Genomic DNA, 14,788 nt, shown 5'->3' with positions numbered 1-14,788 from the left:
TAGGATCGCCCGGTGACGCAGAGCGCCGCCCTGGCCGGGGTCTTCGACGAACTCGCCCCCGCTTACGACCACGAGCACCACGAGGAGGTCGCGCGGGCCCTGCTGGCCCTGACCGGTCCGGGCCCGACGGCCGCCGTGGCCGACGTGGCCTGCGGCGCGGGCGCCGTGTCCCTGCTCCTCGCGCGTCACCGCCCTGCGGACGCACCACCCGTCCTCGCCGTCGACGTGTCGCCCCGCATGATCGAGACGGGCCGGGCACGTGCCGCGTCGTCGGGGGTGCGGAGGTCGGCGATCGACTGGCGTCTCGCGGACGCCGTGCCGCTGCCGGTCGCCGACCACTGTCTCGACGTCGTCCTGTGCGCCTCCTCGCTGCACTTCCTGGGCGGCCGGGCGGTGGCCGACTGGCGGCGCGCACTGCGCCCGGGGGGCCGGGTGGGGTTCACCCTGCCGTCGGCCACGCACTTCCGGCCGTCGGCACGCTTCCGCGCGCTGCTGGCGGCGGACGTCCCGCTGCCACGCAGCGCCGAGGAGGCCTGTGCCTGGGCCGCCGCGAACGGTTTCACCGACGCCGTCTCCCGCGTCCACGTCCTCGGTGGCCGCCGTGTGGTCGTCACCTCGGCCGTGAGACCGGCCGGGCGGCCCTGACCCGGCGCTCCGGACCCGTAGGCGGTCCGGCGGGGCGCGGCACGCGGCGCACGGCGCCGGTCACCCCTGCGGCTGCTCCGGGCTCACCTACCGGAAACGCTGCCGCGTTCAGGGGACCAGCACGATCCTGCCGAACACCTCGCCCGCGTCCATCGCCCGGTGGGCCGACGCCGCCTGGTCCAACGGCAGCACCTCGTGCACGGCCGTGCGCAGGTCCCCGCGCGCGGCAGCGGCGAACTGGGAGGACCGCACGGCCTGCCGGTCGGGGCCGGGCACGGTGTCGAGGCTGAAGGCGGCGAACGACAGGGACTTGCGGAAGGCGTCCATCAAGCGGATGCCGAAGTCCGCCGGCGGCGGACCGCCGACCACGCCGAGGGCCACGTACCGCCCGTTGGAGTTGAGCCTCGTCAGGAACCGGGGGAGCTGGGGACCCCCCACGACGTCGATGACCACGTCGAAGCCCGAGGGTGTCTGCGGACCGCCCTCCCCCGAGCGGTCGAGGACGTGGGTCGCGCCCAGGTCCCGCAGGCGGGCACCACGCTCCACCGATGAGGTGGTGACCGCCACCGCGCCCGCACCACTCCCGGCCGCGAGCTGGACCGCCGCGACTCCGATGCTGCCCGCCGCGCCGCGCACGAGCACCGTCTCGCCGGGCGCGAGACGCGCTCGGTCGAGGGCGAAGTGGGCGACCACGCCGGAACCGCCGAGCGTCACCGCGTCGGCGCAGGTCAGTCCTTCGGGCAGCGGAAGGACGTCCTCGACCGCGGCGACGGCCTGCTCGGCGTACCCCCCGGACAGGCCGGTGAAAGCCCACACTCGCCGCCCGGTCCACGAGGCGTCCACGCCCTCCCCCACCGCGACGACGCGTCCCGCCACCTCGCTGCCGAGGAGATGGCCCTCCCGGAAGCCGTACGCGGCGAGCACGCCCCGGCGGATCACGGCGTCCACGCCGCCCACCCCCATCGCCTCCGTGGCGATCAGCACCTGCCCCGGGCCGGCGCCGGGCGCGGGCACGTCGACGACCTCCAGACCATCAGGATCTCCGAACTCCCTGATCACGACGGCTTTCATCGCTGCTCCTCACTTCGGTGAACGGACGGATCACAGCCGCGGCACACGTTCGGCGCGGCCGGGTGCGGCGAGCCGGGACACGCGGTCCGGGGCATCACCGGAAGGCTGCCGGGACGGGGCGGCGCCACCGCCCGGCCGTCACCGACCGCCGCCATCGGACCGTATGGGACGCCCCGGCTCGTTTGGCTAAAGTGAGAGCGATGACCAGCCGTTTGCCTCAGTCCGTGCGCTCCGACGTCCGCGACAACCGGGCCCGCATCCTCGACGCCGCCCGCGCGGTGTTCGGCGAGGACGGGCTGGGCGCGCCCGTGCGCGAGGTCGCCCGCCGGGCAGGCGTCGGCCCCGCCACGCTGTACCGGCACTTCCCGACCAAGCAGGCCCTGCTCGTGCAGACCTTCGCCGAGCAGCGGCAGGCCTGTCGTGCCGCCGTCGACGACGCCCTCGCGGACACGGACCCGTGGCACGGCTTCCGGGGCATGGTCGAGCGGATCTGCGAACTGCACGCGCACAGCCGGGGGTTCGCGGACGCCTTCATGACGGCCTTCCCCGAGATCCTGGACTTCACCGCCGACCAGGAGCGGTCCCTGCGCGCGGTCACCGTCCTGGCCCGCCGCGCCCAGGAGGCCGGCCGGCTGCGTCCCGGCTTCGTCGTCGACGACCTGGTCCTGATGCTCATGGCCCACCGGGGCGTCCAGGACGCGCCGCTCGCCACCCGGCTCACGGCCTCCCGCCGCTTCGCCGCCTACGTGATCGAGGCGTTCAGCGCCGTACCGGGGGCGGGAACGCCGAGCCCGCTCCCACCGGCCGCCCCCCTGCGGTTCGCGCACGCGGGATGCGGGCGGAGAGGCGGGCACGCCGGCACCACCTCTTGAACACCCGAGCCCCCCCTCGGTCCCCGAGCCACCGAGCTCCTGAGCCCCTGAGGCGGGCCCGGTTCGTACAGCGGGGGCGCGGCATCGTGCCGAGCCCCTCCCGCTCTCGGGAGCCCCGCCGCCCCGCGCGGCACCGGCGGCACCCTGTCACTGACGGGCCGATCGCCCTAACCTACAAGGCGGCCCGGAGAACGAAGTCCGCTGCACCCTCGCACACCCGTCTGTGGAAGCGAGCCGCCCCCACCCGCAGAAGGAGACACTCCGTGAACGAGCAGCAGCCCCTGATCGTCCTCGACCCCACCGGCGCCGACCACCACGCCGAGATGCGGGCGTTACGCGCCCGCGGGGCCGCCGCGCGCGTGGACATCCTCGGGGTGACCGCGTGGGCCGTGACCGACCCCGCCGTCCTCAAACGCCTGTTGACCAGCCCCGACGTCTCCAAGGACGCCGTCAAGCACTGGCCCGCCTACGCGGCGACCGTCTCCACCTGGCCGCTCGCCCTCTGGATCACGGCGGACAACATGTTCACCGCCTACGGCGACGAACACCGCCGGCTGCGCCGTATGATCGCGCCCGCCTTCAGTGCCCGCCGCGTCGAAGCCCTGCGCCCCACCGTCGAGGCGACGGTCAGCGCCCTCCTCGACGCGCTCTCCGCTCTGCCCGCCGCGGACGGCGTCGACCTGCGCGCACGCCTCGCCCACCCGCTGCCGATCACCGTGATCAGCCGCCTCATGGGCGTGCCCGAGGGCCAGCGCGACGGGTTTCGCACCATGGTCGACGGCATCTTCGACACCACCCTCACCACCGAGCAGGCCCTCGCGAACACGGCCGCCGTCTTCCAGGCTCTGGACCGGCTGATCGCCGTCAAGCGGGCCGAGCCCGGCGACGACATGACCTCTCTCCTGGTCGCCGCCCGCGACGAGGAGGGCGACGGCGACGGCCTGTCCGGCACCGAACTGCGCGACACCCTGCTGCTGATGATCTCCGCCGGGTACGAGACCACCGTCAATGTCATCGACCAGGCGGTCACCGCCCTGCTCTCCGACCCCGCCCAACTCGCCCTGGTCCGGGCCGGCCACGCGGACTGGTCCGACGTCGTCGAGGAGACGCTGCGGCACGAACCCGCCGTCAAGCACCTCCCGCTGCGCTACGCCGTGCGGGACATTCCCCTGCCCGACGGACAGGTCATCCCGCGGGGCGACGCCATCCTCACCTCCTACGCCGCCGCCAACCGCCACCCCGGCTGGCACGGCGCCAGCGCCGACCGCTTCGACGTCACCCGGCCGGCCAAGGACCACATGGCCTTCGGATACGGCGTGCACTTCTGCCTCGGTGCCCCGCTGGCGCGGCTGGAGGTCACCACCGCGCTGCGGCTGCTCTTCGACCGGTTCCCCGACATCCGACTCGCCGCTCCGGTCGACCAGTTGCCACCGCTTCCCTCACTCATCAGCAACGGGCACCAGACGATCCCCGTACGTCTGCGGCCGACCGCCACGCCGTGACATCAGTCACAGCGCATTACGGTATTAGGCCCCGCCGATAGTAGGTGCCGCTCTGCCGACATGGGGGACTTGTCCGGCTTGGTGAGGGCACGCCGGGCGGCAGGCGGGGTGACGCTCCGCAGCCGGGCACCCTCGCGCCCTCTCGCCCGCCGCCGCCGAGCTTCTGACGCACGGCCAGCCCATCGCGCAGGCCGGACACACGTGATCAAGCACGTTCCCCTCGGCGCCGCAAGACCGCTCCGGCCTACGAGGCTCGGTAGTAGTGAGGCCCTTTGCGGTCCCGCTCGCCGCCGTCCCAAGATGACGAACCGCAGGCATCGCCGCAGTTCACAGGACGGACTCCCGAAGAGCCGCCCGGTTGAAGGGCGCTCGGCGACTACCGAGTGAGGTCACGCATGGGCAAGCACCGCAAGCATCAGCATCACCGGCGGATAGCCATAGCCGCCGTAGCCGTCGGCGCCGTCGGCATCCCGTCCGCCGCTCTGGCCTGCGGTGGCTGGCCGGGCAGCGGGTCACACCCGTCGCACGGCGTGGCCAGGCGGACGACCCCGGTCCAGTGGAACCCCGCGGCGTGGGACGACTCCGGCGCCCGCGCCGGAAGCGGCGAGCCGACCCCGGCCGCGTCACCGACCGCGTCCGCCCGCACGAGTACTCCCCGGCCCACCGTGACCGCGCCCGGCACCAGGAGTGCGAGGACCACTGCTCCGCCGCGCCCGCGGAGCACCCCGGCCCGGCACGCCGTCAAGCCGCTCTCCTCCAGCGCCGTGCGGAAGGCCACCGCCCCCGCGACCCCCTCGACCGCCGCCGCGAGTGCCCCCGTGCGCCCGCACACCACCCCGGCCACCGCCGCCTCCACCGCCCCTGCCCCGGTGGCCTCCAGCAGCCCGCAGACGGGTGCGACCGCGTCCACGGCTGTCGTCGCCCGCGTTCTGGAACTGGTCAACGCCCAGCGCGCGCAGGCCGGTTGCTCAGCCCTGACCGCCAACCCGACGCTGGCCGAGGCGGCCCAGGCGCACAGCGAGGACATGGCGGCCCACCAGAACATGTCGCACACCGGCTCCGACGGGTCCGCCCCGGGCGACCGCATCACCCGTGCGGGCTACGTCTGGAGCACCTACGGCGAGAACGTCGCCTACGGTTACTCCACCCCGGAGCAGGTCATGGCGGCCTGGATGGCGAGCCCCGGCCACAAGGCCAACATCCTCAACTGCTCCTTCAAGGAGATCGGTGTCGGGCTGGCCCAGCCCGGCGCCTACTGGACGCAGGACTTCGCCACCAGCCGCTGAGGCGTCAGCGAGCGAGCGCCGTGAGGGGCGCCGGCAGGGGGCCCGGGTCGCCCGTGCGGGCGAAGGAGGCCCAGGCCTCGCGCACGCCCCGGCCCAGGGCGTCCACCTCCGTCCAGTCGAGCCGGCCCAGCATCGGCGCGTCCCGCCAGGCGTCCGCCGCCCCGAGCAGCAGGGGGATCTCCACGCAGTGGGTGGCGCCGTAGGGGGAGCCCGGCGGGCGCCAGTCGAGGCGGTAACCGTGGACGCGGGCGCCGGCCCGTTCCAGTTCCGCGCGCAGGGCGCTCAGCGGTTCCTCGTAGGTGCGCCGGGTGCGTTCCGCGGTGCCTCCCGTGTCCCGGGGGCCTTCGGGGAACGCTGACATGTCGTCGGCGTTCCAGCCGTACAGCACGTCCGGGGCGCCGTCGTCGAAGGTGAGTGGTGTGCCCTCGCCGGGGAGCGGGTCGGTGCCTTCGACCGGGCCGAACGGCGGCACCAGGAAGCTGCCGGTACGACGCTGCTGCTCGGCGGCGGTACGGGCCTGGGCGGCCAGCAGGTCGGCGGGCGGGGCGGTGCGGGGATCACCGCCGAGGCGGGCGGCGAAGATCCGGCCGATCTCACGTGCCTCGGCGCGCGGACGGGTCGCGAGGGACAGCGGCGCGCTCTGCAGCACCGCCCGGCGGAACAGGCCGCGCGCCTCGGGCATCCGCATGAGCAGCAGGATGGACACGGCGCCGGCCGACTGGCCGACGAGCGTGATGTTGCGGGGGTCGCCGCCGTACCGTGCGATGTTGTCACGCGTCCAGCGCAGCGCCTCCAGTTGGTCGCGCAGGCCGAGGTTGCCCTCGCTGACGCCGTCGAGGACGAGGTACCCGAGCGCACCGAGCCGGTAGCCGGCGCTGACGACGACCACGTCCTGCTCCGCGGCGAGCGAACCGCCGTCGTACCAGTCGAGGATGCCGGCCCCGCTGCTGAAGCCGCCGCCGTGGAACCACAGCAGCACCGGGCGACCGGCCTCGCGGGCGTTCCCGGCCGCACCGGCGTTCCCGGTCTCCGACGCGGGGGCGGCCGGGGAGGTGACCGTCAGGTGGAGGCAGTCCTCGCCCTGCGGGCGGCGGTCGTGGGGCGGGCCCATCACGGCGTCGAGCCGGGACGGCGGCTGCGGGCAGATGGCGCCGTCCGGCACGGCCGCCCCGCCGCCGGGCACGGGTCGGGGCGGGGCGAAGCGTTCGGCGGTGGCGAAGCGGAGGGGGCCGGTGCGGAAGACGGTCGCGTCGTTCATGTTTCTCCTTCGAGTTCGGGGGTGCGGGGGCGCCCGGCCGACCGCCGGCGCCCGCGCAGGTGCGGGCGCGGCTGGTCACGACGGCCTACCCCATGGTGACGGCTGGTCGCCCGTTCTCGGGCGCGGGCACCGTCGACCCGTCGGCAGCGGTCGACGCCCTGGAACGTGAGGAGGTGCCGGGCGAGGACGGGTCAGGCCGAGGTCGCCGCGGAGGCGGCGGGAGGGTGCTGCCGAAGCGTCAGGGATCAGTCCCTCCCACCCCATCTGTCCGGGCGGGTGATGCCGTCCATGAGCAGGTCAAGCAGTCGCTCGGCCTGGGCTCGCTGGGGGACGGCCCCGGCCACGAGGGTGACACCCGCCAGGGACATGAGGATGTCGGGCGCGGACACGTCCGCTCGGATGACCCCCTGGGCGACGGCGGCGAGGCGGAACTCCTCGACCGCGCCGGTCAGTTGCTCGCGCGTCTGCGATCCCAGCCGCTCGTCGTCCCGCAGGAGTGTCTTGAGCGTGTCCGCCATGCCGTGCTTGGCGGCCAGGTAGTCCAGCACCTCGGACATCCACACCCGAAGGGCCCGGTCGGCGGGCAGTTCGCGCAGGAGGGGGGAGGTCCGGGCGCCGAGCCGGGCCGTCTCGTAGCGGTAGGTGGCGTCGACTAGTTGCTCGCGGGTGGGGAAGCGCCGGTACAAGGTGGCGATGCCGACGCCCGCGTCCTTGGCGATCTGCTTCAGGGTCGCGGCGGCGCCGTCCCGCGCGAACACCAGGGCGGCGGCGGCGAGCAGCTTGTCCTCGTTGGCCCGCGCGTCGGCCCGGACGGGGCGGCCGGACGGATCAGGCATGCGGTTCTTCCTCTCGGCTTGCTGTGCGGCCGGTTTGCTGTGCGATCGGTTTCGCTGAGCGGTCGGCTTGCTGTGCGGTCGGCTTGCTATGCGGTCGGCTTGCTATGCGGAGCCGACTCCGCTTACGGTGGCGGCCAAGCGGACCCGGCTCCGCTTGACCCGGACGGTAGCAGCTCGCCGCCGTCCGTCCGTCGCACCGCCGCGACCACGGAAGGGGCGCCCACGCCATGCGGTACCGCACGCTGGGTAGTACAGGAGTCCAGGTCAGCACGCTCTGTCTGGGCGCGATGATGTTCGGGAAGTGGGGAAACCCCGATCACGACGACTCGGTCGGCATCATCCGCACGGCGCTCGACGCCGGCGTCAACATCATCGACACGGCCGACGTGTACGCGGACGGCGAGTCCGAGACCATCGTCGGGAAGGCGATCGCCGGACGGCGCGACGAGGTCGTCCTGGCGACCAAGGTGTCGAGCCCGATGGGCCCCGGCCCCAACCAGCGCGGTGCCTCGCGGCGCTGGATCGTGCGGGCCTGCGAGGAGAGCCTGCGCCGCCTGGGCACCGATCACATCGACCTGTACCAGGTGCACCGGCCCGACCCCGCCACCGACCTCGACGAGACCCTGGGCGCGCTCTCCGACCTCGTCCGCGCGGGCAAGATCCGCTACGCGGGGTCCTCGACGTTCGCGCCCTCGGCGATCGTGCGGGCACAGTGGACCGCCGAACGGCGCAGCAGCGAGCGCTTCGTGTGCGAACAGCCGCCGTACTCGCTCCTGGCCCGGGGCGTGGAGGGTGATGTGCTGCCCACCTGTGAGACGTACCGGATGGGCGTGCTGGCCTGGAGCCCGCTGGCCGGGGGGTGGCTCTCCGGCCGCTGGCGCCGCGACGCGGCCGGCCCGTCCAGCCACCGCACCCGGACGATGCCCTTCCGTACCACGCTCTCCCACTACGACCTCGACGTTCCGGGCAACCAGGCCAAGCTCGACGCCGCCACCGAACTCGCCCGCACGGCCGACGAGGCGGGCCTGACGCTGATCCAGCTGGCGCTGGCGTTCGTCACCACGCACCCCGCCGTCACCGCGGCGATCATCGGCCCCCGTACGGCCGCGCACCTGCGCGACCATCTGAGCGCCGCGGACATCGTCCTGGAGCCCGCCGTGCTGGACCGCATCGACCGCATCGTGGCGCCGGGCACCGACCTCAACCCCGAGGACACGGGCTACCACGCGGACGTACTGGCCGACCCGGGACGCCGCCGCCGCGCCGCCGTCGGGTGAGCCGGGCGGGGCTGCCTGCTCCGCCCCGCCTGCGCCCCGCCCCTCCCCCCTGTCCCCCCTGCCTCGTCCCGTCCTCGCCCGGCCCGGTCCGGCCCGTCAGGCGCTGTAGCCGTAGCCGGTCCAGTTCGCCAGGACGTGCTCCCGCAGGTCGCGGGGGTAGGACGTGCGGAAGGAGGCGGTGGTGCCCCGGAAGGTGTCCGGCAGCAGGCAGTCCGTCACCGACTTGCCGCCCCGGGCGGCGCCGGCCTCCTCGGGGGTGAGGTAGGGGACCATCGGAATGCCCGGGGCCTCGGGGAAGGTGTGGTGGCCGGTGTCGGGGTGGCCGCGCGTCGCCAGGGCCCAGACGACCTGCCGGATGTCGGTGACGTCGATGTCGTCGTCGACGACGATCACCTTGGGCACGAGCCAGCCGGCGTGCGAGGCGAACAGCACGTCGGCGATCGCCCGGATCAACTCCGCGCGTTCCAAGCCAAGTCGGACGCGCCGGGCGCGGTCGAGGGACACAGCGAGCCAGCAGGTGGCGGCCTCGTACGGGCACCAGGCCAGGGTGACCGGCAGCCCCGCGGCGCGCAGCGCGTCGAGGGCGGCTGCCGCGATCATGGTGCCCCAGATCGTGTGGTTCTCCTCCGGCGGCACCCCGGCCGCGCAGACCGGCAGGATCGGATCGTCGCGGTAGGTGACGGCCTCGACGTGGAAGACGGGCTGCTTCCTGCCGTCCGGGAAGGAGTACCCGTGGTACTCCCCCATCGGCCCCTCGTCGGCGGTCTCGTCGCTGCTGAGGTAGCCCTCCAGGACGATCTCGGCGTTCGCGGGCACGTGCAGCCCGTTCGTCTCGGCGCGGACCACCTCGACGGGCCGCCCGGTGAGCGCGCCGACATAGCCGTCCTCGTCGACGTGTGCCGGCAGCGGCATCCCCGCGGCGGCGAGCGCCGCGGGCGGCGCACCGAGGACCATCGCCCAGGGTGTGTGCTGCCCCCTCTCGCGCCACGTCTCCCGGATCATTCCGACGTGTTGCTGCGGCATGGCGGGACCGACCAGGGTCCTGCGGTCGTGCAGCATGGTGCGGGCCACCGACCAGCTCGTCCACGACCCGTCCGGGGTACGGACCACGTGGAAGCCGTACGTGCCGAAGTACCGCCCGCCGTCCTCCTGGTGGAGCAGGGGAACGGGGAAGGCCTCCAGGTCGACGGCGTCGCCGGTGCGGACGTTCTGCTTGCACGGGCCGGTGGTGACCTCGACGGGCGGGACGGGGTCCGCCTGCTTGGCGGCGACGAGGTGCTCCACGATCCGGCGCGGCCCGGCGGTACGGGGCAGCCCGACATGTGCGGCGAGCCGTGCGTGGGCGGCGCCCGAACGCGGGTCACCGAGTCCGGCCGGAGCACCCAGGACGCGGTGGCCGGGGGCGGTGCCGGTGAGCGAGGTGAACAAGGGGGCGGGGGCGCCCGTCTCGTACGCACGGCGGGTCACGGCACCCACTTCGAGGTGCGGATCGACGCTCCGTACGACCTCCACCGCATCGCCGTCGGCCAGCAGCCGCTCGACGAAGGCCCGGAAGTCGAGCGCGGGGGCGGGGGCGGGGTCGGTGTCCAGGGCGGTCGGTCCGAGGTCATGGCTGCCGTGGGGGGCGGGGAGGCGGGTGACCGGATGCCGGTCGGGGGTGGACGGGGTCATGGTTCGGTCGTGCTCCTGTTCGTCTTGTCCGGTCGGTGCGTCTTGTTCGGTCGGTGCGTCTTGTTCGGTCGGTGCGTCTTTGCCGGCCGGCTCGTGTCTGCCGGCCGGCTCCGGCTCGCGTCTGCCGTTCGGTGCGTCTTGGCCGGTCAGGCGGTGCGCGTGGGGCCGGCGGTCCGCTCGGCCCGCGCGGGCCGCATCCCGGTCCATCGCCCCTGATGCGCTGTCTCGACGCCGAGCTGGTCGAGGACGCGTACCACCAGGTGGTCGACGAGGTCGTCGATGGTGCGCGGACGGTTGTAGAAGGCGGGCATCGGAGGAACGATGCGTACGCCCGTCCGGGCGAGGGCGAGCATGTTCTCCAGGTGGATCTCGTTGAGCGGTGTCTCGCGCGGGACCAGGACGAGAGGCCGGCCCTCCTTGAGCACGACGTCCGCCGCGCGCCCCACGAGCCCGTCGGCGTGGCCCGCGCGGATCCCCGCCAGCGTCTTCATGCTGCACGGCACGATCACCATGCCGTCGGTGCGGAAGGACCCGGAGGACAAGGGCGCTCCCTGGTCCCCCGGACGGTGGACGACGTCGGCCAGCGCGCTCACCTCGCCGACGGTGCGGTCCGTCTCCAGCTCGATCGTCGCGCGCGCCCAGCGGCTGATCACCAGGTGGGTCTCGATCTGCGGGTCGGCGGCGAGCCGCTCCAGCAGCCGCACTCCGAGCACGGCCCCGGTCGCCCCGGTCATTCCCACGATCAGCCGCATCCGCCGTTCCTCCTCCGCTCGGCGCACGGCCCGGTTGCACGTGCGCAGAATCAGTCACCCGGGCTGGGGCAAGCGGTCACCACCGTGCCCGTTCCCCGGCCCTTGCACAGTTCACGCTAGGGATGCCTTGGCGGGCGTCGGCGATAGACTCGGGCACGCGATGAGCAGAAACGGACAGGATCGCGGCCCCGTCGCCTTCCCCTTCCCCACCACTCCTGGCGGTCCGCCCGGCGTGGAGGTGACCGGCCTGCCCGGGCTGCTCACTCGGATCGGGCGTCTGGGGGTGGCGGCCGACGCGCCCGTACGGCTGGAGTTCCACCTGCTGCTGGCCGTGCGCTCGGGGCTGCTGCGTTGCGTGGTGGACACCACCGACTGCGCGGTGCCGGCCGGGAGTTGGCTGTGGGTCCGGCCCGGCCAGTTCGTCCGGTTCCCCGGCCAGAGCGGCGGCGGGGCGGCCGACGCGGACACCTCGGTGGTCCTGTTCCAGGCGAGCTTCCTCGATGCGGCCACCGTCGCCGGGGCGCATCTGGACCGCAGGGCCTGGCGGCTGCCGATGTCCCCCGCGCCCGAGGCCGCACGGCCCCTGGAGCGGACGCTGGAGCAGTTGGAGAGCGAGTACCACCAGTTGCGCGACCTGCCGCTGGAGGTGCATGTCGCACTCGTCCGGCATCTCCTGGCCGTCCTCGTGCTGCGCCTGGCGAACCTGCCGGGCGGGCAGCGCAGGCATGCGGGCGACGCGTCCTTCCGCCGCTTCCGCGACGCGGTCGAGCAGGACTTCACCCGTGACCACCAGGTCGAGGCGTACGCGGCCCGGCTCGGCTACAGCGTGCGCTCGCTGACCCGGGCCACGAACGCGGCGGTCGGGCGCGGGGCCAAGGCGTTCATCGACGACCGGCTGGTCCTGGAGGCCAAGCGGCTGCTGCTGCACACACACCTGCCGGCGTCCGCGATCGCGGACCGGCTCGGTTTCTCCAGCACGACGGTCTTCACCCGCTTCTTCCGCCACCGCACCACGGAGACACCCCTCGGTTTCCGCCGCCGGGCGCGCACGGACACGTCCCACGGAGCGCCCTGACGGGCGGGGACCGTTCCGGGCGCGGTACTCAGCCGCCCGGGGTGCCTTCGATGAACCGCCGCAGCGACGGGAGCAGCGCGTCCAGGTCCTGCCCGGTGCGGAAGGCGACGACGGTGGTGCCGCCGTCCTGGCCCGCCGCGCGGCCCGAGGACCCCGCGGGCGCCGGGAAGAGGGCGAGCACCTCGCGCATCGCCTCGTCGACTTCTTCGACGGCGTCGCGGGACTCGCCACGCAGCCACCGCCGCAGCACGTGGTTGTGTGCCGCGACGACGGCCGCGGCCATCAGTTCTGCCCGCAGTGACGCCGTCGCCGTCGGGTCACCCATCCAGTCCGCGATGAATTCGCGAAACAGCCGCTGGTAGCGGGCCACACTGGCGATCTCCCGGTCGCGCAGGACCGCGACCTTGCTGGTGAGCGCGTAGCGCCGCCGCGCGAGGTCCCCCTCCTCGATGTAGTGGAGCAGGACCAGGCGCACCGCGTCCGACACGGCGACCAGGGCGGTGCTGTTGCTGGAGGTCGCCAGCCGGTCCCTGATGAGCTCCAGCAGCCGGTCGTGGTCGGGGAAGATCACCGCTTCCTTCGACCGGTAGTGGCGGAAGAACGTCGTGCGTCCCACTCCGGCCCGTTCCGCGATGTCGTCGACGGTCGTCTGCTCGTATCCGCGCTCGTCGAAGAGGGCGAAGGCGGCGTCGGCCAGCCGGATCCGCGTGGGTGTCTTGCTCATGACCGCCCATCCTTCCCTGTTCCGGCACCCGGAGACCACTTGCCCCGTACAACGGTACTGAGTACCGTTGTACTGAGATCGAGTACCAGAGAGAGGTCAGGCGTGGAATCCGTTGCACGGAGCGAGTCCGGACTGCCGATCCAGCCGGTCTACGACGGCTGGGCACCGGCGGACTCCGGCCCGGACGCCGCACTGGGCGCACCGGGGCGGTTCCCGTTCACGCGGGGCGTGTACCCGTCGATGTACACCGGTCGGCCGTGGACGATGCGGCAGTACGCCGGGTTCGGCACCGCCAAGGAGTCCAACGAGCGCTACCACGAGCTGGTCCGCGCCGGGACGGGCGGCCTGAGTGTCGCCTTCGACCTGCCGACGCAGATGGGCTACGACTCCGACGAGGCCATCGCCCGCGGCGAGGTGGGCAAGGTCGGCGTGGCGATCGACTCGATCGAGGACATGCGGACGCTGTTCCAGGGGCTGCCGCTGGACAAGGTGTCGACGTCGATGACGATCAACGCCCCCGCCTCGACGCTGCTCCTTCTCTACCAGCTGGTCGCGGCCGAACAGGGCGTGGCGGGCGACCGGTTGACCGGCACGATCCAGAACGACGTGCTCAAGGAGTACATCGCCCGCGGCACCTACATCTTCCCGCCGCAGCAGTCCCTGCGCCTGATCAGCGACATCTTCGCCTACTGCCGGCGGGAGCTGCCGCGCTGGAACACCATCTCCATCTCCGGGTACCACATGGCCGAGGCCGGTGCGACGCCCGCGCAGGAGATCGCGTTCACGCTCGCCAACGCCAAGGAGTACGTCCGCACGGCGCTCGCCGCGGGCCTGGACGTCGACGACTTCGCACCGCGCCTGTCGTTCTTCTTCGTCGCCCGCACCACGCTGCTGGAGGAGATCGCCAAGTTCCGCGCCGCCCGCCGCATCTGGGCGCGCATCATGCGCGACGAGTTCAAGGCCGAGAACCCCAAGTCGCAGATGCTGCGCTTCCACACCCAGACCGCGGGTGTCCAGCTCACCGCGCAGCAGCCCGAGGTCAACCTCGTCCGGGTCGCCCTCCAGGGCCTGGGCGCGGTCCTCGGCGGCACGCAGTCCCTGCACACCAACTCCTACGACGAGGCGATCGCCCTGCCCACGCAGAAGGCGGCCCGGCTCGCCCTGCGCACCCAGCAGGTCATCGCCTACGAGACCGACGTGACCAAGACCGTCGACCCGTTCGCCGGGTCCTACGTCATGGAGTCCATGACCGACGAGCTGGAAGCGGCCGTCCTGGAACTGATCCGGGCCGTCGAGGACCGCGGCGGCGCGGTGGCGGCGATCGAGCAGGGCTTCCAGAAGGGCGAGATCGAGAAGTCCGCCTACCGCACCGCGCTGGAGATCGACCACCGGGAGCGGACCGTCGTCGGGGTCAACAAGTACGTGCTCGACGAGGAGGAACCCTACGAGCCGCTGCGGGTCGACCCGCAGATCGAGACCGACCAGCGCGAACGGCTGGCCGTCCTGCGCGCGGAACGGGACGCCCGAGCCGTCGGGCGCGCCCTGGACGCCCTGCGCGCCGCCGCGCAGGGCACCGACAACGTCCTGCACCCGATGCGCGAGGCCCTGCGCCTGCGCGCCACGGTCGGCGAGGTCTCCCACGCCCTGCGCGACGTATGGGGCGTGTACGTCCCCCATGACACCTTCTGACGACGAGACACCGGGTGGAGCAAGCAGTGACCGACATCGACATCCACACGACCGCGGGCAAGCTCGCGGATCTGCGACGGCGTATCGAGGAAGCCACGCACGCCGGCTCGGACCGCGCGGTCGCCAAGCA

13 protein-coding genes are annotated in these 14,788 nt (G+C 73.4%); 7 read left to right on the top strand and 6 right to left on the bottom strand.

The features are described 5' to 3' along the window. Positions 1 to 12 precede the first annotated feature (12 nt). Positions 13 to 645 carry a class I SAM-dependent methyltransferase gene (locus AB0G56_RS19045; RefSeq protein ID WP_360970559.1) on the top strand — a complete coding sequence of 211 codons (633 nt, stop codon included), beginning with the start codon at positions 13 to 15 and terminating at the stop codon, positions 643 to 645. Between the two features lie 108 nt (positions 646 to 753). On the opposite strand, the gene AB0G56_RS19040 is transcribed toward AB0G56_RS19045, so the two are convergent. Next, the gene (locus tag AB0G56_RS19040; RefSeq protein ID WP_360970557.1) at positions 754 to 1,716 is read right to left on the bottom strand and encodes a zinc-binding dehydrogenase; all 963 of its coding nucleotides are present in this window, start codon (positions 1,714 to 1,716) and stop codon (positions 754 to 756) included. Between the two features lie 200 nt (positions 1,717 to 1,916). Here AB0G56_RS19040 and AB0G56_RS19035 point away from each other — a divergent pair, with 200 nt between their 5' ends. The 3 genes from AB0G56_RS19035 (at position 1,917) to AB0G56_RS19025 (ending at position 5,376) form a co-directional block, all read left to right on the top strand. Beyond that, on the top strand, positions 1,917 to 2,588 hold the full coding sequence (locus AB0G56_RS19035; protein WP_360970555.1) for a helix-turn-helix domain-containing protein: 672 nt from the start codon (positions 1,917 to 1,919) through the stop codon (positions 2,586 to 2,588). A gap of 323 nt (positions 2,589 to 2,911) precedes the next feature. Next, positions 2,912 to 4,090, top strand: coding sequence for a cytochrome P450 (locus AB0G56_RS19030; protein WP_360970878.1), 1,179 nt, complete (start codon positions 2,912 to 2,914; stop codon positions 4,088 to 4,090). Positions 4,091 to 4,485: 395 nt separating this feature from the next. Beyond that, positions 4,486 to 5,376, top strand: coding sequence for a CAP domain-containing protein (locus AB0G56_RS19025; protein WP_360970553.1), 891 nt, complete (start codon positions 4,486 to 4,488; stop codon positions 5,374 to 5,376). A gap of 4 nt (positions 5,377 to 5,380) precedes the next feature. On the opposite strand, the gene AB0G56_RS19020 is transcribed toward AB0G56_RS19025, so the two are convergent. Both AB0G56_RS19020 and AB0G56_RS19015 read right to left on the bottom strand, forming a co-directional pair. Next, entirely contained in the window at positions 5,381 to 6,634 is a 1,254-nt protein-coding gene (locus AB0G56_RS19020; protein ID WP_360970552.1) for a carboxylesterase family protein, read from the bottom strand. A gap of 245 nt (positions 6,635 to 6,879) precedes the next feature. Then, on the bottom strand, positions 6,880 to 7,470 hold the full coding sequence (locus tag AB0G56_RS19015) for a helix-turn-helix domain-containing protein (protein WP_360970550.1): 591 nt from the start codon (positions 7,468 to 7,470) through the stop codon (positions 6,880 to 6,882). A gap of 227 nt (positions 7,471 to 7,697) precedes the next feature. Between AB0G56_RS19015 and AB0G56_RS19010 the strand changes: the two genes are divergently transcribed. Further along, on the top strand, positions 7,698 to 8,747 hold the full coding sequence (locus AB0G56_RS19010; protein ID WP_360970548.1) for an aldo/keto reductase: 1,050 nt from the start codon (positions 7,698 to 7,700) through the stop codon (positions 8,745 to 8,747). Positions 8,748 to 8,843: 96 nt separating this feature from the next. Here AB0G56_RS19010 and AB0G56_RS19005 read toward each other — a convergent pair whose 3' ends face one another. Both AB0G56_RS19005 and AB0G56_RS19000 read right to left on the bottom strand, forming a co-directional pair. Beyond that, positions 8,844 to 10,418 carry a UbiD family decarboxylase gene (locus AB0G56_RS19005; RefSeq protein WP_360970546.1) on the bottom strand — a complete coding sequence of 525 codons (1,575 nt, stop codon included), beginning with the start codon at positions 10,416 to 10,418 and terminating at the stop codon, positions 8,844 to 8,846. A gap of 146 nt (positions 10,419 to 10,564) precedes the next feature. Further along, positions 10,565 to 11,170, bottom strand: a complete 606-nt coding sequence (locus AB0G56_RS19000; protein ID WP_360970544.1) for a non-oxidative hydroxyarylic acid decarboxylases subunit B — start codon at positions 11,168 to 11,170, stop codon at positions 10,565 to 10,567. 160 nt (positions 11,171 to 11,330) lie between these two features. Between AB0G56_RS19000 and AB0G56_RS18995 the strand changes: the two genes are divergently transcribed. Continuing rightward, entirely contained in the window at positions 11,331 to 12,245 is a 915-nt protein-coding gene (locus AB0G56_RS18995; RefSeq protein WP_360970542.1) for an AraC family transcriptional regulator, read from the top strand. 28 nt (positions 12,246 to 12,273) lie between these two features. On the opposite strand, the gene AB0G56_RS18990 is transcribed toward AB0G56_RS18995, so the two are convergent. Continuing rightward, positions 12,274 to 12,969, bottom strand: coding sequence for a TetR/AcrR family transcriptional regulator (locus tag AB0G56_RS18990; protein WP_360970540.1), 696 nt, complete (start codon positions 12,967 to 12,969; stop codon positions 12,274 to 12,276). A gap of 102 nt (positions 12,970 to 13,071) precedes the next feature. Between AB0G56_RS18990 and AB0G56_RS18985 the strand changes: the two genes are divergently transcribed. Continuing rightward, on the top strand, positions 13,072 to 14,658 hold the full coding sequence (locus AB0G56_RS18985) for an acyl-CoA mutase large subunit family protein (RefSeq protein ID WP_360970539.1): 1,587 nt from the start codon (positions 13,072 to 13,074) through the stop codon (positions 14,656 to 14,658). Positions 14,659 to 14,788 lie beyond the last annotated feature (130 nt).

The organism is Streptomyces sp. NPDC021356 (assembly GCF_040641015.1).
Classification (GTDB): domain Bacteria; phylum Actinomycetota; class Actinomycetes; order Streptomycetales; family Streptomycetaceae; genus Streptomyces.
The sequence above is the reverse complement of the archived record's forward strand: the minus strand, read 5'-3'. Positions and strand labels throughout refer to the sequence as shown.